This is a genomic window from Arcticibacter sp. (assembly GCF_053551015.1).
Window position 1 is genome coordinate 1 of sequence record NZ_JBMQOB010000013.1, and the last position, 20,931, is coordinate 20,931.

The window sequence follows — 20,931 nt, forward strand, 5'->3', positions numbered from 1 at the left end:
TGCGGAAATCACACACACATATACAAATCGCGACATATAATTGCGTATACAGTCAGAAAGGAACCATTCTCAAATGAATATATTTAGTAAAGTGCTCTTGTTGTCGGCTTTCTTGCCTTTAGCTTCTATTGCTCAAAAATCGGATAGTCCACAGTTCGTGCTGATCGATCGACTTGCTCTTAAGTCCACGATGCCTTAATGAAATAGTCGTCTGTATTTTAAGGTATACTGTAGATCTGGATTTCTTGTTCCAATTTCCTTTGCAGGAACACCTGCTACAACTGCGTAGCTGGCTACATCTTTAGTGACGACTGCGCCTGCTGCGATGACAGCCCCTTTTCCAATGCTCACTCCGGGAAGGATGGTGGCCCGTGTTCCTATCCAAACATAATCTGAGATGATAACTGCTTCCGTCCGGCCTTCGAATAAGGGACAGTCCATATTGTGATCAGCCGTCAGGATTACAACTTCCTGGGAGATAGACACATTATTGCCGATGGTAATGCCGCCCCGGTTATCTAATCTGCACCGGGAGTTAATAACGGTGTTGTTTCCGATATCTAATTGGGTAGTAGTATCGAAGCTACAATTCAGCAGAACAGACGTGTTTCTTCCGATCTTAAATCTCATCATATGCTTATATATCCAAAGTCGGATGGTATGGCTTGGAATTTTGGAGATGAGGTGGTTGCAGAGGTAGATCCGCAGCTCAGAAATGAATACTCGGGGGCTAGTCATGCGAAAAGGTTTAGGGGTTCCAAATCTTATCCTGGATCTTTTTTAGATCAAATTTTTCGGATACGACTGATTTTGCATTTGTCGAGAATTCATGTATTCGATTTGATAATGAGCTGATCTCCTTGCTCATTTCGTCCGGATCTGTACTTGTGCAGGTAGCTCCGGATTGAGTCTTTTGGAGCAACTTGCAGGCAGCACTTTCCTCGGGTCCATGGTACAAAATAGCTCCTCTCGCTCCCAGATAACTAATCATTTTGGTAGAAAGGCTGTATAGGAAAAAGTCCCGTTGACTAAATTTGATGGGTAAGTATAGTATGTCAGCATCATCAAGTTCGGCTTTAACCTGCTCATCTGAAACAAAGTCTGTTCTGTATTCCACAGTGATATTCCGGTTATTTAGGAACGTAAGTGGTTCGGTACCGCGTAAAATTAATCTGTATTGGCTTCCTGTTTCGATACGGCTTAATTGATCGAGTGCGTCAGCAAGTACTTTGAACAATGGAATATAATCCCAGTGAAGTAGTCCGGCAAAATACACGGTTATAGGATCGTTCGTATGGATCTTTGGTTCCGAAACTTCATGTTTACTGACTCCATCGGTGATCAGTTCATATTTCAAGGCTCCGAATGCCTGCTGGTATTCTTTCCCTAGTTCCTCGGAGATAACAAATCTCCTGTCTGCAGTATGCCACAGCGTCTTTGCGTCACGATAGGTGCTACACGTTGAGTAATGGTCGTGGAATGAAATCCAAACATCTTTGTTTTCTAGAAAGCCGTTCTTGCAAAGTGCATTAGAAAACGGTCCGTGGCTGACAATATGTACGATCTCGAATGGTATCGCTGCTGCTGCTTCGCGAATCTTCTTTTCAGTCCGGGTTTTGAAAAAGTGTTCTCTCAACCATATTGCTACATCGTTGATCTTCCAGCGCATCCAGGGTTTGCGGACAGGGGTCGCATAGATAAAGGTTTCAGGTATCTCACCAGATCGTATTTTACCGGGTGTGTCTTCCACCACAATTGAATGAATCTCAGATTCATGCGTCATATATAAACGCCTGAGCACCCGACTTCCTCCGCCATTCCGATAGAGGGAAAATGGTTGGAAAGAGAGTAGTCTTGTCTTTGCACCTGTTGCCTCCATAGGAACAATCTTAAAGCTTTTGCGCCAGAGATCCAGTATGTCAACCCCTCTTCGGGAATATCTGGTCAGCTATTGTGAAATTTCATGACGATATGCTTGCTGACTATAGACAAGGCTTTAGTTGCCCGGAAAGTTCTTTTGTCGGCAGGTAGTACGCCAGTGTGCTTTACGTCTTATACCCGAAATAATTTCTGTACGAAGAAACTTCTACCACTTCGGACTGTTATATACACCTGTGTTGAGACATCTATTATTATTATCTTTACACCTCAGTCTATAATACAATACCTCTATAACAATACGACCCCATGGATATCAACGTTGGCGCAAGGAGAGAAGTCATGCAGCATATCGAAAAGTATATGCTGGATAATATGTTCAATTATCTGAAACCCGTTGAAACTATCTGGCAGCCGTCTGACTTTTTACCTGATTCAACTCAGGACGATTTCTTTGACAAAGTTAAAGAACTGCGTCAAAGTGCGGAAGGCCTTCCATATGATCTGGTGGCGGTTCTGATAGGCGATACGATTACTGAAGAGGCTTTGCCTACCTATGAGTCCTGGTTGGCTATGGTTGACGGGGTTTCGAAAGATGAAGAGGGGGGCTGGATGAAATGGCTTCGCCACTGGACCTCGGAAGAGAATCGTCATGGTGATCTCCTTAACAAGTATCTTTATTTGTCGGGACGTGTAAACATGCGCCAGCTGGAAGTTTCCACACAATACCTCCTGGCTGATGGTTTCGACATTGGCACGGATCAGGACCCCTATCGCAATTTTATTTACACCAGCTTCCAGGAACTCGCAACCAACATCTCTCACCGGAGAGTAGCATCTCAGGCGAAAAAGAACGGCGATACATTACTTTCAAAAATGTGCGGTGTGATTGCAGCTGATGAGGCAAGGCACGCTAGAGCTTATACTGATTTCATTTACCAGATCATTAAGGTTGATCCCAATGAGGTGATGATCGCGTTTGAAGACATGATGCGGAAAAAGATTGTCATGCCTGCTCATTTCCTTCGTGAACTGGGTAAGAAGGCTGGCGAAACGTTTACCCATTTTGCCGACGCGGCACAACGTTTGGGTGTGTACACTGCAGTTGATTATGTGGATATATTGAAGCAGCTGACAGCTGAGTGGGAGCTGGCCAGCCTGAAAGGCCTCAACGAACAAGGTGAAAAAGCAAGAGATTACGTGATGAAGCTGCCTGATCGTCTGATCAGGATTGCAGAACGAATGAAGAATCCGTCGCTGGATTATCAGTTCAGCTGGATACACTCTGTATAATCAGTTACCCGGTCATCAGCTACTGCTGTTGCTGCATCTCTTCGTAACGTCTGTAACTGTTATTGGATATATCTTCAATCGCCTTTTCAATGACGATATTGGGTAACTCTAGTTTGAAGTCCTCATCATCTTCATAAGAGACACTTACAGACACTTCCAGCTTGTGTTGTGGTAGACCCTTGTATACGCCCTTCACGGGTGAGCAATCGCTGAAGTTTCTTCCAACCGCAAGTCTCACGTGTGTTTCATTGGCGATGCAGTTATTGGTAGGATCGAGTCCCAGCCATCCATAGTCAGGCAGGTAAGCTTCCACCCATGCATGCGTTGCACCTTCACCCCGCATACCGTTTTTATGGGGACAGATGTATCCGCTCACATAACGGGCTGGGATGGTGGCGGTTCGAAGCATCACCAGAAGAATATGAGCAAAGTCCTGACATACTCCCGCTTTTAGCTGCCAGATGACATCTGTTGTTGTTTCCACAGTGGTGATTCCGGGAATGTAGCTGAAGTTCTCGTAAACGTATTTGCAATATCTCAGGGCTATCTCGTACGGACTGCTTGCATAGTGATTCTGTTCGTTCAAGATCTGCTGCAATTCCTCTAAGCCTTCGATATGCTCCTGCCAGAGGAAATCAATGAAACCGATATCGCTCTTTAACGCTTGCAAGCGTTGCCATTGTACATCGATGGGAAGATCATTTTTAGGCAAAGGCTTATTGCGGGTGTTGACAACTGTTGTGGATAAGATGCTCAGTTCGGTATGCGGACTGCTGAAGCTGAAGTTGCCTACTTCATTTCCATAATAGTCTTTTGAAACGTAAACGGAAGGATCCCCTGTAATAGAAAGCTCGTGCGTCTGAACTTCCTGATAATCATCATTTATCGGAAACAAGATAATCTGATTCGCACTGTCTCTTACGGGCGCCTGGTAGGTGTACTGTGTCAGGTGCTTTATCTTAAATTCTGGCATCTTCGAAACTTAATGGTTAAGCGTAGGCGAAATAGTTTTGATTGAGCGCATTGCCTATACTGTATAAATCTTTTTTGACCTGACCGAGGTAAGTATGCAATCCCTGGTCGGTGATTGTTTCCACGGTGCTGTATTTTATGGTGCTCTGCAGCCTGCCGATCATGAACGACAATTCCTTTGATTCCACGATGTCATTATTCTGTTTTAGTCGCTCAAAATAGCGGTAGATGTTGTTCACAGAATAAAGTACCGATCGCGGAAAGTCGTTGTTCAAAACAACCAGTTCCAATACGTTTTCAGGATCAAATCCCTGTCTGTAGGTTTTGAGATACAAGTCGTAAGCTCCCAATGAGAGAAGCAGATAACGCAGGTAGGTAGTTCCTGTGAGCAGATCGGGGTCACTGTTGGCCTTGTTAAACTTGATGTCGAGTATGTCGGTGGATTGTATGCTACGCTCCAGATACTTGCCTATATTCATGAAGCTGCGGCCCTCGCCACGTTCCATGGTCACTTCACCGATGCCATAGTATAGCATGACTTGCTTGATAAGCTCATCGAGTACTGACACGGGGTCTCCTTTTTTCAGGGAGCTGATGAGCCGCTTATCATTAACCAGGTGGTAGTACTCGTTGAGACACTGCCATAGATCTTTGGTGAGATGATCCTGAACGCTGCGGGCATTCTCCCGGGCAAGGGTAATGATGTTGATGATGGAGTTCGGATTATCTTTTCCGGTGATCATATATTGCAGTACATCGCGGCTTTTAAACTCGATATTGCGGATGACGGCTTCATCAGGACTGTTATAGATGCGAATGACCGGGCGCCATGAAAATTCATTCAGGGCATCCTGTGAAGAGGCATAGTTGATCTTCAAAATGCGCAAAATACCATCGCTCCTTTCCATATAGCGACTCAACCAATATAAGTTCGAAGCAACTCTGCTTAACATATGTACGTTTTTAAATTATGATGCCAATACCCAGGTGTCTTTGCTGCCCCCACCCTGTGAGCTATTTACTACCAGGGAGCCTTCGTTCAATGCAACTCGCGTCAGTCCGCCCGGTACAATTTGAATGCCATCCGGGCCGCATAATGCGAAGGGGCGAAGGTCAATACGGCGAGGGTGCAATGCTTTGTTGATAAAGCAGGGCGCTGCTGACAGACTGATGGTTGGTTGAGCGATAAACTGGCGGGGATCCTTATTGATCTCCTGCTTGTACTGGTGAATCTCTTCATCCGAAGCAACGTGCCCCATCAGCATACCATAGCCACCGCTTCCATTGGTGCGTTTAACAACCATGGAGTTCAAATTGGCGAATACATATTCTTTTTCTTCCCGATTCCCGAGCTGGTAAGTAGGAACGTTTTTAAGCAGGGGTTCTTCGTTAAGGTAATACCGGATCATTTGCGGCACGTAGGTATAGATGGCTTTATCATCTGCAACGCCGTTTCCGACAGCGTTAACGATCGCCACATTGCCTTTCTTATACGCGCTCATGATACCTGCTACTCCCAGAATACTTTCCGGATTAAAGACGAGCGGATCCAGGTATTCGTCGTCTACACGACGATAGATCACATCGACCTGTTGACGGCCGTTTGTTGTCTTCATGTAAACGGTCTGGTTCTCCACCAGCAGGTCACGGCCTTCAACGAGCTCTACACCCATAAGACGGGCCAGCGTAGTATGTTCGAAATAGGCCGAGTTATAACTTCCGGGACTTAGCAATACAATGGTCGGGTTTGAAATCTGCCTCGGCGAGATCGCCTTCAGGTTCTTGTACAGAATCTCAGGGTATTCGGTGACGCTTCTTACTTTGCATTGTGGCAGAAGGTCGGGGAAGAGGCGCTTGGTAATTTCGCGGTTTTCAAGCATATAGCTCACGCCCGATGGTGTGCGGAGATTATCTTCCAGCACATAAAACGTCCCATCGAAGTCGCGGATCAGGTCTATGCCCGCAATGTGGACGTAGATGTCATACGGGACCTTCACTTTGTACATCTCCCGCAGGAAATGCGGGCATGAATAGATGATATCCGCAGGCACTATGCCATCTTTGACGATGAACATGTTGCTGTATATGTCTTTCAGGAAGGTGTTTAACGCTTTAAGACGCTGCTTGATTCCTTTTTCAATAAAGTTCCAGTCCTGAGCGGTAATAATACGCGGAATGATATCAAAAGGAAATATCTTTTCAATTCCTTCGCCGCTGTTATACACGGTGAAGGTAATACCCTGGCTCATGAACAGGTTTTTGGCCAGATCTTCTTTTTTAGCCAGTCCTTCAGCAGATTCCGTGGATAAATACTCAATTACTTTCTGATAGGGGGTCCTTATCTGATTGTCAGAGCTGAACATTTCGTCCCAAGTATTGGGAGTTTGAGGATAATGATTTAAAAAGTCCAGTTCGCCCATTAGTTATTTATGCGTTTTCTATAAAAATATCAAATTAATTGGCATATTTTTATAGAAAACGCATAAATCAAAGCGAAATGTCCACTAAAATGTGAAATAGTTTTATTTCGCCTTGTTGTTGTACTCTGTTAGTGCGTTTTTAATCACCTCGCAGGCTTTAATAATTTCTTCATCAGTGGTAATGAGGGGAGGGGCAATGCGGATCGCTGTATCGCAGTGAAGGAACCAGTCGACGATTACGCCATTAGCGATGCAGAGCTTACTTACCTCCTCAACCTGTTTGAAGGAGTCAAGCTGTATGCATAGCATCAATCCTTTTCCACGAATCTCTTTTATAGCGGGGTGTTGAAGCTCTTTTCTGAGCAAGGCCTCTTTTTCGTCCACGCCAGCCATCATGTTTTCTTCCAGAATGGCGTTCAGGGTAGCCAGACCTGCAGCACAGCATACCGGGTGACCTCCGAAAGTCGTAATATGCCCAAGAATTGGATTGTCTGCAAGCACACTCATGATATCACGGTTTGCGCAGAAGGCGCCGATCGGCATGCCACCTCCTATTCCCTTTGCCAGCAAGAGAATATCGGGAGCTATATCATAATGCTCGAAGGCGAAAAGTTTCCCTGTTCTTCCAAAGCCGGTTTGGATCTCATCAAAGATCAACAGTGTTCCTGTTTCCGTACAGCGTTTTCGGAGAGCTTGCATGTATGAAGTGTCAGCTACACGCACACCTGCTTCTCCCTGGATGGTTTCCATGATCACACAGGCTGTCTGCTCATCGATCGTGTGCAGGTCGGCTTCCTCGTTGAAGTTGATGAAGTGCACATCCGGTAAAAGAGGACGATAGGCTTCTTTATAATATTCATTGCCCATTACGCTCAATGCACCATGGGTACTGCCATGATAGGCGCTGTTGCATGAGATAATCTTGCTTCTTCCGGTATATCTCTTGGCGAGCTTCAAAGCGCCTTCGGTGGCTTCGGCTCCTGAGTTAACAAAATAAACCGAGTTGATGCTTTCCGGAAGTACCGAGGTGATCTTCGTTGCATAGAGCACCTGAGGAGACTGGATATACTCTCCATAAACGGCCAGATGCATATAGCGGTCGACCTGATCTTTGATGGCCTGCACTACTTTGGGATGGCGGTGGCCGACGTTGCTTACTGCAAATCCTGAGACAAAGTCGATATAAGCTTTATTATCGGGGCCGTATAGATATACTCCTTCAGCCCGTTCAATGTGAAGCATTCGCGGAGTGAAGGATGTTTGAGCGTTATTTAGAAGAAATAACTGACGTAAACTTAACATGTACAAAAATACAAAAGCCCGCGGGACAACCGCAGGCTCAAACTATTATAAAAAATAAAACTACTAAATCAACTAGTCTTTTTTCTCGCGCCTCTCCTTCAACTGATTAATGAGGTGCTCTCTGAATTCGCGTTCGGCCGGATACACTTGTTCTGCCTTACTCTTAGGTAATACCTGATAAAATTGGGTCAGGTAGCGTTTTTTGGTTTCAAGCATACGCGTTTCAAAGTTTAATCCGTCTACCGCAGAAGTGTTGCCTTGTTCTTTGGCAGTCTTGCGGGCCTGGTGTCTTTCACGAAAAAGCTTGTTCATCTCCTGGCGATAGTTGTTATAAACAGGCCAAAAGCTTTGAGCTTCCTCTTTATTCAGGTTGAGGCTCTTTGTCAGGAACTCAGCATTAAGTGCTTCAATGCGTTCGTGCTTGGAAGGTCCTCCTGGTTGGGCAAAGGTGCTTGTTGCCAGAAAGAGGCCGAGCAATATGGTGAATAATAATTGTTTCATGTCAGTGTTAAAGTGTTGTCTCCAGATATTGTTCAATTTCCTGATCGGATAGTTCAATGGCCGAATCCACGCTTGTTGTATTATTTAAGTTCTCGATGATGACAGGCATGTCTCCTGAATCGCTGTTAATGAGCAGGTAATCAACAATGGCCTCGTCTGGGATGTAAGCAAGTTTGGCATCTATAGAATCGGATTTCTGGTAGAAGTAAACACCTGTTGCACTGGCAATCATGATACATGCAGCAGCTGCATACTTTAACCAGGAAGGCATCAGACTGCGTACCTTAGCTTCTTCCCGCTTCTCCTGTATTCCGGCTTTTTGTTTGATCGACTCTTCCAATGAATTGAAGTAACCTTCAGGTACAGTGAAACCATCATCATTCGTGAGGCTTCTGAGTTTCTCCACTTTGATGGAAGACATGATCTGATCTTCAAGCGTGTCAAAATAACCCTCAGGCACACTCAGGTTCTGGTTCAAATCACTTGATACTACAGATTCAATCGCGATTCTGCTGGTGATCTGCTGTTGCATCTCATCAAAATAACCGTCGGGTACATTGAACGGATTTCTCTTCCCTGCTGCGTTAAGCAGCGGTGACTGCTTTTCCCATCCCTCGTCCATGTTATTTACATCCATATACTTTTAAGATTAATTCTACACATGAAGGTTTAATCCTTATTTAACAAAAAACTTTCTATCTTTTTCACTGCATGGTGGAAGGAAGCTTTTAAGCCACCAACACTCGTGCCGAGTATTTCGGAGATTTCTTCATATTTCAAGTCGTCGAAATACTTCATGTTGAACACCAGACGCTGCTTTTCAGGCAGTGTGAGTAATGCCTGTTGGAGTCTCAGTTCTGCATGGTTGCCATTAAAGTACGATCCTTCTTTAAGTGAGTCGGCAAGGTCATACGAGACTTCATCCAGCGGAATGTTGTTTTGCTGCTTCTTTTTATTTAAAAATGTAAGGCATTCATTCGTCGCGATCCTGTAGATCCAGGTATACAGCTGGGAGTCACTTCTGAACGTTCCCAGATTTTTCCAAACCTTGATAAAGGCGTCTTGAACAAGGTCATCCGCATCGTCATGGTTTAATACCAGCCTTCTGACATGCCAGTATATTTTCTGTTGATATTTCTTCAATAGCAGCGTGAATGCCTCTTCTTTAGTGCGCTCGTTTGCGAATTTTTCGAGTATTACTGCGTCTTCAATTTGTTGCATTTTTGTTGCTTAGTGCCCGGAAATTAGCCGCTGTATCTTCGACTCAGGTTAATGCCTGAGGTTTAATGCGCACGCTAATTTCAGAAAATTTAATTGTTTAACCTCTAATGAAAGAGAGTGTGCTATCGCAGGCTTGTTTGAGGGCTGATGGCAATGAGTCATCGGTCCAGGGATGCCGTGCATTGAACACGTGGTCAGCATTTTCAAGTACTACCAGGTAGCTATGTGGCTGCTGGCGGTTTAGTAGTTTTGCCTGTTCCACAGTAACGGTGGTATCGGCGTCGCCGTGTAGAATGAGCCAGGGTTGCTTTAGCGAACCTGCAGCTTCCAGAATATCGAGCTTAGCGGCGTTGGATTCCAGATCCGTCAGTACTTCCAGGTAAAGAGGCATCTGCTGGTTGGTTCTGGAATTTGACATGTATATCACGCCTTCTTTCCTCCAATAGTCTTCGTAGTCTGCATTCCACAATCCCCTAAAGTTGCTTATAGAAGCCCAGGTTACCAGCTTGTTGACACGCAGGTCGCTATTGGCTTGAAGGATGCTGATGCCCCCTCCGAGACTATGTCCCACCAGGGTAATACTGGAAGGAGGAGGGAAGTCTTGTCCGCTTTTGGCATAGGTGATCACTTCGTTCAGGTCATACAGTTCTTTGCTGAATGTATTTTTGGCGAATGATTCCAGATCATCAAATATGTCCGTCTGGTCATGGCTCATCCCGTTATGAGAAAAGTTAAACTTCAAAAAGCTAAAGCCCGCGTCGACAAAGTATTCCGCTACCAGCTGGTGCGTTCCCCAGTCTTTAAATCCCTTGAAGCCGTGCACGAATATGGCCATGGGAGCGTCTGGAACGCTTGCAAGTAAATAGTCGATATATACAGGCTTTTTTTCGCTGCCTGGGATTTGTGTCTTGTTGCTATGCATGATGCGAAGTGTTTCGAGAGGGTAATCTATGTAAATGAAGATAAGTTTTTAAAATTTTAAATCAAGGTCTTGAACAGCTGCATTAACGGCGCCGGGAGTGTTTTTTTCTAAATATATTCGTTTACAAATTAACACCTTAAGCTTATTTATATAAAATCTAAATAGTAGTGTTTGACAAAGGAATGACAGCGGTGCTTTGGTGTATTGGTACCTTTGTTGAGGTTTTTTTTAAACATACTCAGAGTTGAAACAATTAAAAGTTTTAGCATTTACGCATCAGCAGATTGATCTTAAGGATTTAGGGAAATTGGTAATCTGTAATCAATCGTTGGTTAGCAGATTAAGTGCTGTTAAGCAACAGTTTGGCATTGCTGAAATTTTTTACATCGGCACATGTAACCGGGTTGAGTTTGTCTTTTGCGCATCTCAGCAAATTAATCATGCCTTTATCAGGGAGTTTTTCCTTTCTCTTGATTTTTGTATTGAGCAAGATAAGGTAGATGACTTTGTTAACCGGGTGAAATGGTATGAAGATGAGGAAGCACTTAATCATTTGCTTCGGATCTCATGCTCTCTGGAGAGCCTGGTAGTTGGCGAAAAGGAGATACTTGCACAGGTGCGCAAGTCATACGAGATGTGCAGGGAAGCCGGCTTTACAGGTGATTATTTGAGGATGATTATGAACCAGGTGGTGAAAGCCGCCAAGCGTGTTTATACAGAAACGAAGATTTCAAAGAATCCGATATCTGTGGTCTCCTTAGCTTACCGTAAGTTAAGAGAATTGAATATGTGCTCCAATTCGCGTATCCTTATCGTAGGAGCGGGAGAAACCAACAAGACGATATCGAAGTATCTTCAAAAACATAAATATTCAAACTTTGCAGTTTTTAACCGTACGCTTGCGAAAGCGGAGGAACTGGCGAAGGACCTGAGGGGTGAAGCCTATCAGCTTGAGGATCTGAAGACCTACAATAAAGGTTTTGATGTGATTATTACCTGTACAAGCGCCACGGAACCGATCATTACCAATACCATTTATCAGTCATTGCTTAATGGAGAGACAGATAAAAAGGTCATTGTTGATCTGGCTATTCCGAACGATACAGATGCAGAGGTATTAGAGAAAAATCCCGTTCATTATATCGAAGTGAAAAGTCTTCAGGAAGTTGCCAGCCGGAACATGCAGGAACGGTACCAGGAGCAGGTTCATGCTGAGGTGATTATTGAGCAGACGATTGATGAATTCAGACCCTTGCTAAAGCAGCGTCGTATTGAATTGGCTATGCGGGAAGTGCCCCTGAAAATAAAGGAAATTAAGAGTATGGCGCTGAATTCTGTTTTTGCTGAAGATATTGAGCAGTTGGACGAAAATTCGCGGGAGGTGCTGGAACGGGTTATTAACTATATGGAGAAGAAATATATCAGTGTTCCTATGGTTATGGCGAAGGAAATACTCGTTAATAACAGTTAATTTCCTCTACCCTATGCATGAGATGCGAGATTCGTTATTTTTGCAAAAAGGCTATATTTTATTTTGGATAGAAAACTTATCATTGGAACACGTGGGAGCGAGCTTGCTCTCTGGCAGGCAAACTTCGTAAAAGATAGACTTTCGGAACTTGGCGTTGATGCCGAGCTGAAAATTATAAAAACTCAGGGAGATAAAATTCTGAATCTCCGCTTAGACAAGCTGGAAGGTAAAGGCTTTTTTACCAAGGAATTAGAGGAGGGTCTTCTGGATAACTCCATCGATATAGCTGTCCATTCTCATAAAGATTTACCAACTCAACATCCTGAAGGATTGATTATAGCGGCAGTTTCTGAGCGCGAGGATCCGCATGAACTTCTGTTAATTCTGAAGGATTGTGTAGATGTGAAGCAGAAGCTTTCTGTGAAATTCGGCGGAATGGTTGGAACCTCATCTAACCGCAGAAAGTCGCAGTTACTTGCATTCCGTCCGGATTTCGAGATAGAAGACCTGCGGGGCAATGTACTTACGAGGATTCAAAAGCTGCGTGATGAAGATTACGATGCGATCATCCTGGCAAAGGCCGGCGTTGCACGTCTGGGTCTTGATCTAAGTGAGTTTCACGTAGAAGAGCTTGAGCCTATCGAACTTATTCCGGCGCCTGCGCAAGGTGTTCTGGCCATCCAGATTCGGGAAGGTAATCAGGACTTGTATGAATTGCTTCAGCGCATCCACAACAAGGAAGTAGCTGATGTGATATCCGTAGAAAGAAAGGTCCTTAACCTTTTCAACGGAGGATGTCATATGCCTTTGGGTTGCTATTGCCGTAAAGAAGACGGAAAGTACCATGTTTGGACAGCGAAAGCCGACGAGGGCGATATGTTCCCAACGAGGTTATATACAGAGGCCGATAGTATTGAGGGTCTTGCAGAACGCATCGTAGCGAAATTCTCCAAAGAACGTAGTCTGCCGTCGAAAGTGTTTATTACACGTGAGATATCGGAATTCAGCTATTTCTATAAAGCAATGGCTGCGAATGGTATCGCTATCGAAGGGCGATCACTGATCCGGACTTTCCCGATCATCAACAAGCTTGATTCTTATATCCTCCGTGATCTTGACTGGATTTTCTTCAGCAGCAAGAATGCGATTGAGTACTTTTTTAAACTTGATCCGCAGATTGCCAAGCGCACCAAGTTCGGTGTTCTGGGTCGTGCTTCTGAGGAGACTCTAAGACGCTTCGGCAGGATACCTGATTTTAGCGGTGAAGACGAGGGTATTGATACTGTTGAAATCGCTAAAGAATTTGCCACGATCGCAAGCGGAACCAAGGTGTTGTTCCCGGGTGCTAAAGGCTCCCTGCGTACTGTGCAGCAGATGTTGTCAGAGCAAACAAAGATCATCGATCTTCCGATATATGAAACGGTGCAGGAGACGAACGTAGAGCAGTCGCTTGCAGATGTTTTAATTTTTACAAGCCCATCAAACGTAGAGGCGTATTTTGAGAGTAACTTACTTGAGCCGGGTCAAAAGGTGATTTGCATAGGCAGATCTACAGGTAAGAAATTTGACGAGATGGGCGTACACTATACGCTGCCTTACTCACCGGATGAAATCGGTCTGGCTGAGGCTGTGTACGGACTTTAATCATTATATTATGTTACAAAGACCAAGAAGAAATAGAAAAAGTGAAGTTATCCGTCAGATGGTTAAAGAAACTCATCTGACAGCGTCAAATCTGATCTTTCCACTCTTTATCGTAGATGGGCAAAATCAGAAAACAGAGGTCGGTTCCATGCCTGGGATCTACCGCTATTCGATCGATAACTTGCTGAGAGAGGTGGAGAGTTGCATGAATCTCGGTCTTAAGTCTTTCGATCTCTTCCCTTATATCGAAGAATCATTAAAAGATAAATATGCTACGGAAAGCTACCGCGAGGGATCTTTATACCTCCGCGCTATTGCTGAAGTGAAGCGTAATTTTCCTGAAGCCTGCGTCATCACTGACGTGGCGATGGATCCATATAACTCTGACGGCCATGACGGCATTGTTGAAAATGGCGTTATCCTGAACGATGAAACTCTGGAGGTCTTAGGCAAGATGGCCCTGGCACATGCACAGTCGGGTGCTGATATCGTTGCTCCTTCGGATATGATGGATGGCAGGATTGGCTATATCCGTCAGGTTCTTGACGACAACGGCTTCCAGCACGTATCGCTGATGTCTTATTGTGCGAAGTACGCAAGTGCTTTCTACGGACCTTTCCGTGATGCCCTGGGCTCTGCTCCAAAGGCAGGCGACAAGAAGACTTACCAGATGGACCCTGCTAATCAGCGCGAAGCGCTGATTGAAGCATCTTTGGATGAACAGGAAGGTGCAGACTTCCTGATGGTTAAACCAGCCTTGTCTTACCTGGATGTTATTAAGCTGCTGAAAGATCATACAGATCTGCCAATAGCGGCATACAATGTCAGCGGTGAATACTCCATGATCAAAGCAGCCGCACAGAAAGGCTGGCTGGATGAGCAGCGTACGATTACCGAGGTTCTTACCAGTATCCGTCGCGCAGGTGCCACAGCAATTTTATCTTACCACTCCAAAGAAGTACTTCTTAACAAGTGGATCTAAACTATCCTATAGCTTTTTATAACCATGTCAGATCATCAGAATTCAAATACTTCAGCCGTTAATACAGTGAGCCTGCCAGATATCAGCAGAGCGAAATCTTCAGCCTTGTATGAAGTCGCGAAGGGATACTTTCCCGGCGGTGTAAACTCACCTGTGAGAGCATTCAAGTCTGTGTATGGCTCGCCTCTATTTATCGAAAAGGGCGATGGATGCTTCGTGTGGGATGCCGATGGCAATAGGTTTATCGACTTCTGCTGTTCATGGGGACCGCTGATCCTGGGTCACAATAACCCGGTGGTGAAAGAGCATGTATTGAAGGCTATCGATAACGGCATGAGCTTTGGGGCGCCAACAGCGCTTGAAAATGAACTGGCATCACTGATTCTTTCCAATAACAAGAAGATTGAGAAGATCCGTTTCGTGAGCTCCGGTACGGAAGCAGTAATGTCTGCTATCCGTCTGGCGAGAGGGTATACCAAACGCGACAAGATTCTTAAGTTTGATGGTTGTTACCATGGGCATGTGGATTCCTTACTGGTTAAAGCTGGTTCAGGACTCGTCACATTTGGTGAGACATCATCAGCAGGTGTTCCACAGAGCTTTGCGGAAGAGACCGTGGTGATTCCGCTAAACGATAAAGATGCAGTAAAAGCAGCATTCGAACAGTTTAAAGGTGAGGTTGCAGCGATCATCATTGAAGGAGTTCCCGCCAACAATGGGCTGTTGATTCAGGACAAAGATTTCGTACACTTCCTGCGTGATATCACGAAAGAGAATGGATCTCTCCTGATCTTCGATGAGGTGATAACTGGTTTCCGCCTTGGTTTCGAAGGTGCTGCAGCCTATTACGATATTAATCCGGATATCATTACCTACGGTAAAATCATCGGTGGAGGTATGCCAGTTGGTGCCTATGGAGCATCAGCTGAAATCATGAGTAACATATCTCCGGAAGGCTCGGTTTACCAAGCGGGTACTTTATCAGGTAACCCTGTTGCCATGTCGGCCGGTATTGGTCAGCTATCTCAACTGCTAAAGCCAGGCTTCTATGAAGATCTTTTATCGAAGACAACAAGCTTTGTAGGCGACATACAGAACTTTGCTGATGAACGCGGATATGGGTTTAAGATTTTTACGATAGGTTCTTTATTCTGGTTTGCCTTTACTGATCAGCATATTCAAACTGCTGCAGCGATCGACGCTTCCAGTATGCAATATTTCAAGGTTCTTCATCGTGAACTGCTAAATCGCGGCATTTATATCGGCCCGTCTGGATATGAGGTAGGCTTCGTGTCTGCTGCTCATTCGGAGGTTGAACTTGACATTGCAAAAAAGGCTATCTTTGACAGTCTTGATATTGTATTCTCAAAAGATCATGCGTAAATCTCTGGTTATATTTTATGCTTTGGTTATATATGCTTTCGCCGAGCTAATCTGGTGGGGCATGTTGCTTATTGAAGTGCAGCCTGAGCGTAAAACGATGATCCTGGGTGAAGGTGCAGTTTTTATCCTGCTTTTCTTTACCGGAGCATACCAATTGCAAAAGACTTTGCATAAGGAGCAAAAGCTTCATGAGCAACAGCGGAACTTCCTTCTTTCTGTTACGCATGAGCTAAAATCACCCTTAGCATCCATCAAGTTATATCTGCAAACCATTTTAAAGAGAAGTCTGGACAAAGAGCAGATGCACTCTTTTCTAAATAACTCACTAAAAGATATTGAGCGGCTGGATGATCTTGTTGAAAACATGCTCATCGCTACCCGCATAGACAATCGCTCTTACAGCTTTCCGAAAGAAGAGTTTAATCTATCAGAATTGATCTCGAAAGTGGCGAGCCGATTACAGATCCATACCTGCAGTTCTCAGATCATTAAGCTTGATCTGGAGCCGGAGGTCTACGTTACAGGAGATAAATTTGCATTGACGCTCGTTGTGTCTAATCTGATTGAAAATGCGGTGAAGTATTCCCCGCCCTGTGAAGAGATTAAAGTGGGGCTGACAAAGTCGCCGAGTGGGATATGCTTTACGGTTGCTGATAAGGGGATCGGTATCAAGGACGAAGAGAAAGCTCGTATTTTCGAGAAGTTTTATAGGGTTGGAAGCGAGGATACACGTAAAACTAAAGGAACCGGACTGGGTTTATACATTGTCAAGCAGGTGCTTGACAAGCATCTTGCATTAATCAAAGTGAAAAACAACCGGCCTGCCGGAAGTATTTTCGAAGTAACATTTAACTCCAATGGCCACTAAACAACGAATTTTACTAGTTGAAGATGAAGAACATCTTCTGGAAGCGATCAAGCTTAACCTGGAGCTGGAAGGTTATAAAGTAACCACAGCAAATGATGGTAAAAAAGCGCTGAAGGTATTTAAGGAAGAACGGTTCAATTTAATTATTCTTGATGTCATGCTCCCGGAAATAGATGGTTTTCAGGTTGCAGAGACCATTCGTCTGGAGAATACCGAAGTGCCGATTATGTTCCTTACGGCTAAGAACACAAGCGAAGACAAGGTTACCGGACTGAAGAAAGGTGCTGATGATTATCTTGTGAAGCCATTCAATCTTGAAGAGCTTATCTTACGCGTGAACAACCTCGTGAAACGTGGACTTTCAGGCGAGGAGAAGAAAGAGCTTAATACATATAAAATAGGAGATAAAACCATATACTTCAATTCTTTTGAATTAAGAAACGAAGACGGCTCGGTTACACCGTTAACCAAGAAAGAGACGATGCTCCTGAAACTGCTGATCGAGCGAAGAAATGAAGCCGTGTCTAGAGAGCAGATCCTGGAAACAGTATGGAACTACGACGTATATCCTTCAACAAGAACGATAGATAACTTCATTCTGACCTTCAGGAAGTACTTTGAGCCAGATCAGAAGAACCCGGTTTATTTCCACTCCATCCGGGGGGTTGGCTACAAGTTTACTGACAATCATTAATCATGATCACGCGCAATGTCCGCTTTGTGCTGATAGCACTCGCTACCGTATTGCTTGCCTTTACGATAACCCGGGAGGAATATCAGGCGGCAGCCTTAGTAGCACTGGGTATTGTGCTGTTAATCGTCAGCTATTTCCGCGATGGAACGGTTGTACTTGCAGCCCGGTCTTTTCAGGATAAGAACTACGAGAAAACGGAGCGCTTACTGAAGGAGATTACTCATCCGGAACGATTACGAAAAGCCAGACGCGGATACTATGAATTTATATATGGCAACATAGAGTTGCAGCGTATGAATTATGAAGAAGCGGAAAGGCATTTTCAGATAGCCAGCCGGTATCCCTTGAGGAATGAAAATGACAAAGCCCTGGTCTTCGTACATCTGGCCAACCTCAATTTGAGGAAGAAGCAGATGGACAGGGTAGAAGCCTATCTGGAGAAAGCCCGGGAGCTTAAAACCAGTGCCAGGGTTCAGAATATTATAGAAAAAATAGAAACAGAAATACAAAAAGCATAGTGAGCAATAACCAAAAAGATTCTTTATTTATCAGAGCAGCATTTTCTCAGCCTACCGAGCGTCCACCTATATGGATGATGCGTCAGGCCGGACGTTTTATGAAAGAGTACTGGGAAATCAAAAACAAGTATTCGTTCCTTGAAATGTGCAAAACCCCTGAAATTGCTGCCGATGTGACTATGCTACCTGTTGATTTATTGGGCATAGACGCGGCGATCCTGTTCTCCGATATCCTGGTTACAGGCGAGGCCATGGGTGGCGATCTGAGTTTCACGCAAGGTATTGGTCCCAAGTATGCGAATCCTGTTCGCACGCAACAGGACGTAGACAATCTGACCATCGATGTGGAAGAGAAGCTTCAGTATGTTCCCGATGCGATCAAAGTTATCCAGCAAAGACTGAATGGCAAGATACCTCTGATCGGTTTTGCGGGTGCTCCATTCACCGTAATGAGCTATCTCGTTGAGGGAGGGTCTTCTAAAGATTTCAAGCTGACCAAGCTGATGATCCATAATCAGCCCGAGCTTGCTCATCAGCTGCTGAATAAGATCGCGGATGTGACCATCACCTATCTCAATATGCAGATCGATGCGGGAGTGAACGCACTGCAGCTTTTCGATAGCTGGGCTTTAGCGCTTTCCTGGGATGATTACAAGGAATTCTCGCATCAGTATAATGCAAGGATTATCGCCGGATTGAAGCGTCAGGATATACCAGTTATTTCTTTCTGCAAGGGTAGTTCAGTATTCGCACCCATTATGGCAGAAGCAAAGCCGGATGTGGTTTCTGTGGACTGGAATGCCGACCTGTTGAACATTAAGAAAAGCCTTCCTGCGGGTATTGCTGTTCAGGGTAACCTGGATCCTCATATCCTTTATGCTGATAAGAAAGTTATCAGAGAACGCATCATCAGACTGCATGACCGTATGAAAGAAGAAAATGGATTCATATTCAACTTAGGACACGGTATTATGCCTGATATTCCATTTGATAACGTAAAGTACGCAGTGGAAGTGATCCAGAACGAACTCGTAAACGCTTAATAGCTTAATTGTGTTATACCTCTACGTCAAAGCGATTCATATCATCTTCGTCATTTGCTGGATGGCAGGCCTTTTTTATATCGTAAGGCTCTTTATCTACCATATTGAAGCGAATGACAAAACTGAAGTAGAGCGTAATATTCTGAAGCCGCAGTATGAGCTTATGGAAAGCCGTCTGTGGAATGTGATTACAACTCCCGCAATGGTACTGAGTTTCCTTGCGGGAGCCTATATGCTGTACCTGAATCCTTATCTGCTCGACATGAACTGGATGTGGGTCAAAATAGGATTTGTAATAGGTCTGCTGGTATACCATTTTATATGCCAGAAGATGATCTCCCAGCTTAAACAAGGTACATGTAAGTGGACCTCTATGCAGCTACGGATGTGGAATGAGGTAGCTACATTACTGCTGTTTGCTATCGTATTCGTCGTGATCCTTAAAAGTGCCTTGAACTGGATATACGGTCTGCTGGGCCTGTTCGGTATTATGATACTCCTGATGATCGGGATCAAGGCGTATAAGCGCTACCGGTTGAAAAGAGAAGAAAAGCACTAGTTTAATTATTTTCTAACCGGCGATAGTTGGCTCGTGTACGAGCACTCTTCTTAGGTTTGTCACTGGTCTCTCCCGAAAAAGGTACTTAAAATACAATTAATCCTGAATGAAAAAGTTTATCCTTCTCGCCCTGTTTATGCATGCTGTACTGGTTGTCAGTGCTCAGATAGCGAATGACAGTCTGGAGTACAGGATTCGTCCCGATAGTGCCAGGGTGGGAGAACTTCACCTGAGCGTTCATAACTTCAACTATCTGCGGAACTATGAGTTCTTTAGTAAGTTTCAGGATGGGTATACCTTGTACGGAACCCAGTTTGAGCCTCAGCTTGTTTACTACGCACATCCGCGTCTTGCGATAAGCGCAGGAATACATCTACGTAAAGATTTCGGCGAAGAAGGTCTCTATAAGACCTATCCGCTGTTTAGCATCAAGTATCAACATAAAGGGCTTGCTTTGATCAATGGCGTACTTGAAGGAAATATCCAACATCGCTTCATTGAGCCTGTTTTTGATATGGAGAGGAAGATCACCAATCCGGTGGAGTATGGAACGCAGTTGCAGGTAACAAAGCCCGGCTATTTCCTCGACGTGTTTCTTAACTGGAATAAGATGATCTATAAGCCCTCTTCTGAACAGGAACAACTGTTTGCAGGAGGCTCTGCAGACATCAGGCTTTTTAAGTCAGGTAAAACCACCTTGTCGCTACCCTTACAGGTTCTTGCCTTTCATCAGGGAGGTCAGATCGACACCGTCGATAAACCACTGAAAACAATCATCAACGGTGCTGCGGGATTCAAGCTCAACTATTCACCTGGTACCTCTGTTAAGTCGGTCTTCACAGAGAACTACTTTGTTGGCTATACCGATAACTCCAGTACACAAATGCAGGCCTACAATAAAGGAAGCGGACTGTACCTGAATGCAGGTGTGAGAAGTAAATACGGAGACCTGATCTTCTCGTATTGGAATGCTGACTCTTATATTTCTTCAGTAGGGATGCCCTTGTACCAATCTGTCTCATACAGAATCGGCGACGAAGGTTACACCGAGAAGAACCGTGAGCTCCTGATTGTACGCTACGCTTATCAGAAAGCGCTTATTCCCAACTTCTACCTTGATTTCCGCGTTGAACCCGTATTTGATCTCGGTAGCAATGCCTCCAAGTCTTTCGACTTTCACCACTCTCTTTTCCTCGTTTACAAGCAGGAGTTTAGATTATTTAAAAGAAAATAGAATTTAATGCAACCATTGTTGCCTAA

At 44.5% G+C, this 20,931-nt stretch carries 21 protein-coding genes; 11 read left to right on the forward strand and 10 right to left on the reverse strand.

The features are described 5' to 3' along the window. Window positions 1–195: 195 nt before the first annotated feature. Both ACO1NU_RS07905 and ACO1NU_RS07910 read right to left on the reverse strand, forming a co-directional pair. On the reverse strand, window positions 196–738 hold the full coding sequence (locus tag ACO1NU_RS07905; RefSeq protein WP_448817937.1) for an acyltransferase: 543 nt from the start codon (window positions 736–738) through the stop codon (window positions 196–198). Window positions 739–748: 10 nt separating this feature from the next. After that, window positions 749–1,879, reverse strand: coding sequence for a hypothetical protein (locus ACO1NU_RS07910; RefSeq protein ID WP_448817938.1), 1,131 nt, complete (start codon window positions 1,877–1,879; stop codon window positions 749–751). A 308-nt stretch (window positions 1,880–2,187) separates the two neighbouring features. Between ACO1NU_RS07910 and ACO1NU_RS07915 the strand changes: the two genes are divergently transcribed. After that, entirely contained in the window at window positions 2,188–3,171 is a 984-nt protein-coding gene (locus ACO1NU_RS07915; protein WP_448817939.1) for an acyl-ACP desaturase, read from the forward strand. A 19-nt stretch (window positions 3,172–3,190) separates the two neighbouring features. Here the strand turns inward: ACO1NU_RS07915 and ACO1NU_RS07920 are convergent, their stop codons facing one another. From ACO1NU_RS07920 to ACO1NU_RS07955, 8 genes are all read right to left on the reverse strand, one after another. Continuing rightward, a complete protein-coding gene (locus ACO1NU_RS07920; protein WP_448817940.1) occupies window positions 3,191–4,144 on the reverse strand; it encodes a transglutaminase family protein in 954 nt (317 codons plus the stop codon). Between the two features lie 16 nt (window positions 4,145–4,160). After that, the gene (locus ACO1NU_RS07925) at window positions 4,161–5,096 is read right to left on the reverse strand and encodes an alpha-E domain-containing protein (RefSeq protein ID WP_448817941.1); all 936 of its coding nucleotides are present in this window, start codon (window positions 5,094–5,096) and stop codon (window positions 4,161–4,163) included. A gap of 15 nt (window positions 5,097–5,111) precedes the next feature. Continuing rightward, window positions 5,112–6,506 carry a circularly permuted type 2 ATP-grasp protein gene (locus ACO1NU_RS07930; protein WP_448817942.1) on the reverse strand — a complete coding sequence of 465 codons (1,395 nt, stop codon included), beginning with the start codon at window positions 6,504–6,506 and terminating at the stop codon, window positions 5,112–5,114. 159 nt (window positions 6,507–6,665) lie between these two features. After that, window positions 6,666–7,865, reverse strand: coding sequence for an aspartate aminotransferase family protein (locus ACO1NU_RS07935; protein WP_448817943.1), 1,200 nt, complete (start codon window positions 7,863–7,865; stop codon window positions 6,666–6,668). 72 nt (window positions 7,866–7,937) lie between these two features. After that, window positions 7,938–8,366, reverse strand: a complete 429-nt coding sequence (locus ACO1NU_RS07940; RefSeq protein WP_448817944.1) for a hypothetical protein — start codon at window positions 8,364–8,366, stop codon at window positions 7,938–7,940. Window positions 8,367–8,373: 7 nt separating this feature from the next. Further along, on the reverse strand, window positions 8,374–9,003 hold the full coding sequence (locus ACO1NU_RS07945; protein ID WP_448817945.1) for a hypothetical protein: 630 nt from the start codon (window positions 9,001–9,003) through the stop codon (window positions 8,374–8,376). 32 nt (window positions 9,004–9,035) lie between these two features. Next, window positions 9,036–9,578: an RNA polymerase sigma factor gene (locus ACO1NU_RS07950; protein ID WP_448817987.1), complete on the reverse strand. Its 543-nt coding sequence runs from the start codon at window positions 9,576–9,578 to the stop codon at window positions 9,036–9,038. 106 nt (window positions 9,579–9,684) lie between these two features. Continuing rightward, window positions 9,685–10,509 (reverse strand): alpha/beta hydrolase family protein, encoded by an 825-nt coding sequence (locus ACO1NU_RS07955; RefSeq protein WP_448817946.1) that lies wholly within the window; start codon window positions 10,507–10,509, stop codon window positions 9,685–9,687. A gap of 244 nt (window positions 10,510–10,753) precedes the next feature. On the opposite strand from ACO1NU_RS07955, the gene hemA reads away from it, so the two are divergent. From hemA to ACO1NU_RS08005, 10 genes are all read left to right on the forward strand, one after another. After that, window positions 10,754–11,980: a glutamyl-tRNA reductase gene (gene hemA / locus ACO1NU_RS07960; protein ID WP_448817947.1), complete on the forward strand. Its 1,227-nt coding sequence runs from the start codon at window positions 10,754–10,756 to the stop codon at window positions 11,978–11,980. A gap of 63 nt (window positions 11,981–12,043) precedes the next feature. Beyond that, window positions 12,044–13,624, forward strand: coding sequence for a hydroxymethylbilane synthase (hemC, locus tag ACO1NU_RS07965; RefSeq protein WP_448817948.1), 1,581 nt, complete (start codon window positions 12,044–12,046; stop codon window positions 13,622–13,624). Between the two features lie 10 nt (window positions 13,625–13,634). Next, window positions 13,635–14,606 carry a porphobilinogen synthase gene (gene hemB, locus ACO1NU_RS07970; RefSeq protein WP_448817949.1) on the forward strand — a complete coding sequence of 324 codons (972 nt, stop codon included), beginning with the start codon at window positions 13,635–13,637 and terminating at the stop codon, window positions 14,604–14,606. Between the two features lie 24 nt (window positions 14,607–14,630). Continuing rightward, on the forward strand, window positions 14,631–15,989 hold the full coding sequence (gene hemL, locus ACO1NU_RS07975; RefSeq protein WP_448817950.1) for a glutamate-1-semialdehyde 2,1-aminomutase: 1,359 nt from the start codon (window positions 14,631–14,633) through the stop codon (window positions 15,987–15,989). Continuing rightward, a complete protein-coding gene (locus ACO1NU_RS07980) occupies window positions 15,982–16,857 on the forward strand; it encodes a sensor histidine kinase (RefSeq protein ID WP_448817951.1) in 876 nt (291 codons plus the stop codon). The genes hemL and ACO1NU_RS07980 overlap by 8 nt, the downstream gene beginning before the upstream one ends. Next, the gene (locus ACO1NU_RS07985; protein WP_448817952.1) at window positions 16,847–17,551 is read left to right on the forward strand and encodes a response regulator transcription factor; all 705 of its coding nucleotides are present in this window, start codon (window positions 16,847–16,849) and stop codon (window positions 17,549–17,551) included. The genes ACO1NU_RS07980 and ACO1NU_RS07985 overlap by 11 nt, the downstream gene beginning before the upstream one ends. Before the next feature lie 2 nt (window positions 17,552–17,553). Next, entirely contained in the window at window positions 17,554–18,069 is a 516-nt protein-coding gene (locus ACO1NU_RS07990; protein WP_448817953.1) for a hypothetical protein, read from the forward strand. Further along, on the forward strand, window positions 18,069–19,112 hold the full coding sequence (gene hemE, locus ACO1NU_RS07995; RefSeq protein WP_448817954.1) for a uroporphyrinogen decarboxylase: 1,044 nt from the start codon (window positions 18,069–18,071) through the stop codon (window positions 19,110–19,112). The genes ACO1NU_RS07990 and hemE overlap by 1 nt, the downstream gene beginning before the upstream one ends. A 10-nt stretch (window positions 19,113–19,122) precedes the next feature. Beyond that, window positions 19,123–19,671, forward strand: coding sequence for a CopD family protein (locus ACO1NU_RS08000; RefSeq protein ID WP_448817955.1), 549 nt, complete (start codon window positions 19,123–19,125; stop codon window positions 19,669–19,671). A 106-nt stretch (window positions 19,672–19,777) separates the two neighbouring features. Next, a complete protein-coding gene (locus ACO1NU_RS08005) occupies window positions 19,778–20,905 on the forward strand; it encodes a hypothetical protein (protein ID WP_448817956.1) in 1,128 nt (375 codons plus the stop codon). The last annotated feature ends 26 nt before the right edge of the window (window positions 20,906–20,931 follow it).

Coding starts and splice junctions, on each gene's coding strand:
- ACO1NU_RS07905 (WP_448817937.1), bottom strand. CDS start 738: ATGACTAGCCCCCGAGTATTCATTTCTGAGCTGCGGATCTACCTCTGC.
- ACO1NU_RS07910 (WP_448817938.1), bottom strand. CDS start 1,879: ATGGAGGCAACAGGTGCAAAGACAAGACTACTCTCTTTCCAACCATTT.
- ACO1NU_RS07915 (WP_448817939.1), top strand. CDS start 2,188: ATGGATATCAACGTTGGCGCAAGGAGAGAAGTCATGCAGCATATCGAA.
- ACO1NU_RS07920 (WP_448817940.1), bottom strand. CDS start 4,144: ATGCCAGAATTTAAGATAAAGCACCTGACACAGTACACCTACCAGGCG.
- ACO1NU_RS07925 (WP_448817941.1), bottom strand. CDS start 5,096: ATGTTAAGCAGAGTTGCTTCGAACTTATATTGGTTGAGTCGCTATATG.
- ACO1NU_RS07930 (WP_448817942.1), bottom strand. CDS start 6,506: ATGTTCAGCTCTGACAATCAGATAAGGACCCCCTATCAGAAAGTAATT.
- ACO1NU_RS07935 (WP_448817943.1), bottom strand. CDS start 7,865: ATGTTAAGTTTACGTCAGTTATTTCTTCTAAATAACGCTCAAACATCC.
- ACO1NU_RS07940 (WP_448817944.1), bottom strand. CDS start 8,366: ATGAAACAATTATTATTCACCATATTGCTCGGCCTCTTTCTGGCAACA.
- ACO1NU_RS07945 (WP_448817945.1), bottom strand. CDS start 9,003: ATGGATGTAAATAACATGGACGAGGGATGGGAAAAGCAGTCACCGCTG.
- ACO1NU_RS07955 (WP_448817946.1), bottom strand. CDS start 10,509: ATGCATAGCAACAAGACACAAATCCCAGGCAGCGAAAAAAAGCCTGTA.
- hemB (WP_448817949.1), top strand. CDS start 13,635: ATGTTACAAAGACCAAGAAGAAATAGAAAAAGTGAAGTTATCCGTCAG.
- hemL (WP_448817950.1), top strand. CDS start 14,631: ATGTCAGATCATCAGAATTCAAATACTTCAGCCGTTAATACAGTGAGC.
- ACO1NU_RS07980 (WP_448817951.1), top strand. CDS start 15,982: ATGCGTAAATCTCTGGTTATATTTTATGCTTTGGTTATATATGCTTTC.
- ACO1NU_RS07985 (WP_448817952.1), top strand. CDS start 16,847: ATGGCCACTAAACAACGAATTTTACTAGTTGAAGATGAAGAACATCTT.
- ACO1NU_RS07990 (WP_448817953.1), top strand. CDS start 17,554: ATGATCACGCGCAATGTCCGCTTTGTGCTGATAGCACTCGCTACCGTA.
- ACO1NU_RS08005 (WP_448817956.1), top strand. CDS start 19,778: ATGAAAAAGTTTATCCTTCTCGCCCTGTTTATGCATGCTGTACTGGTT.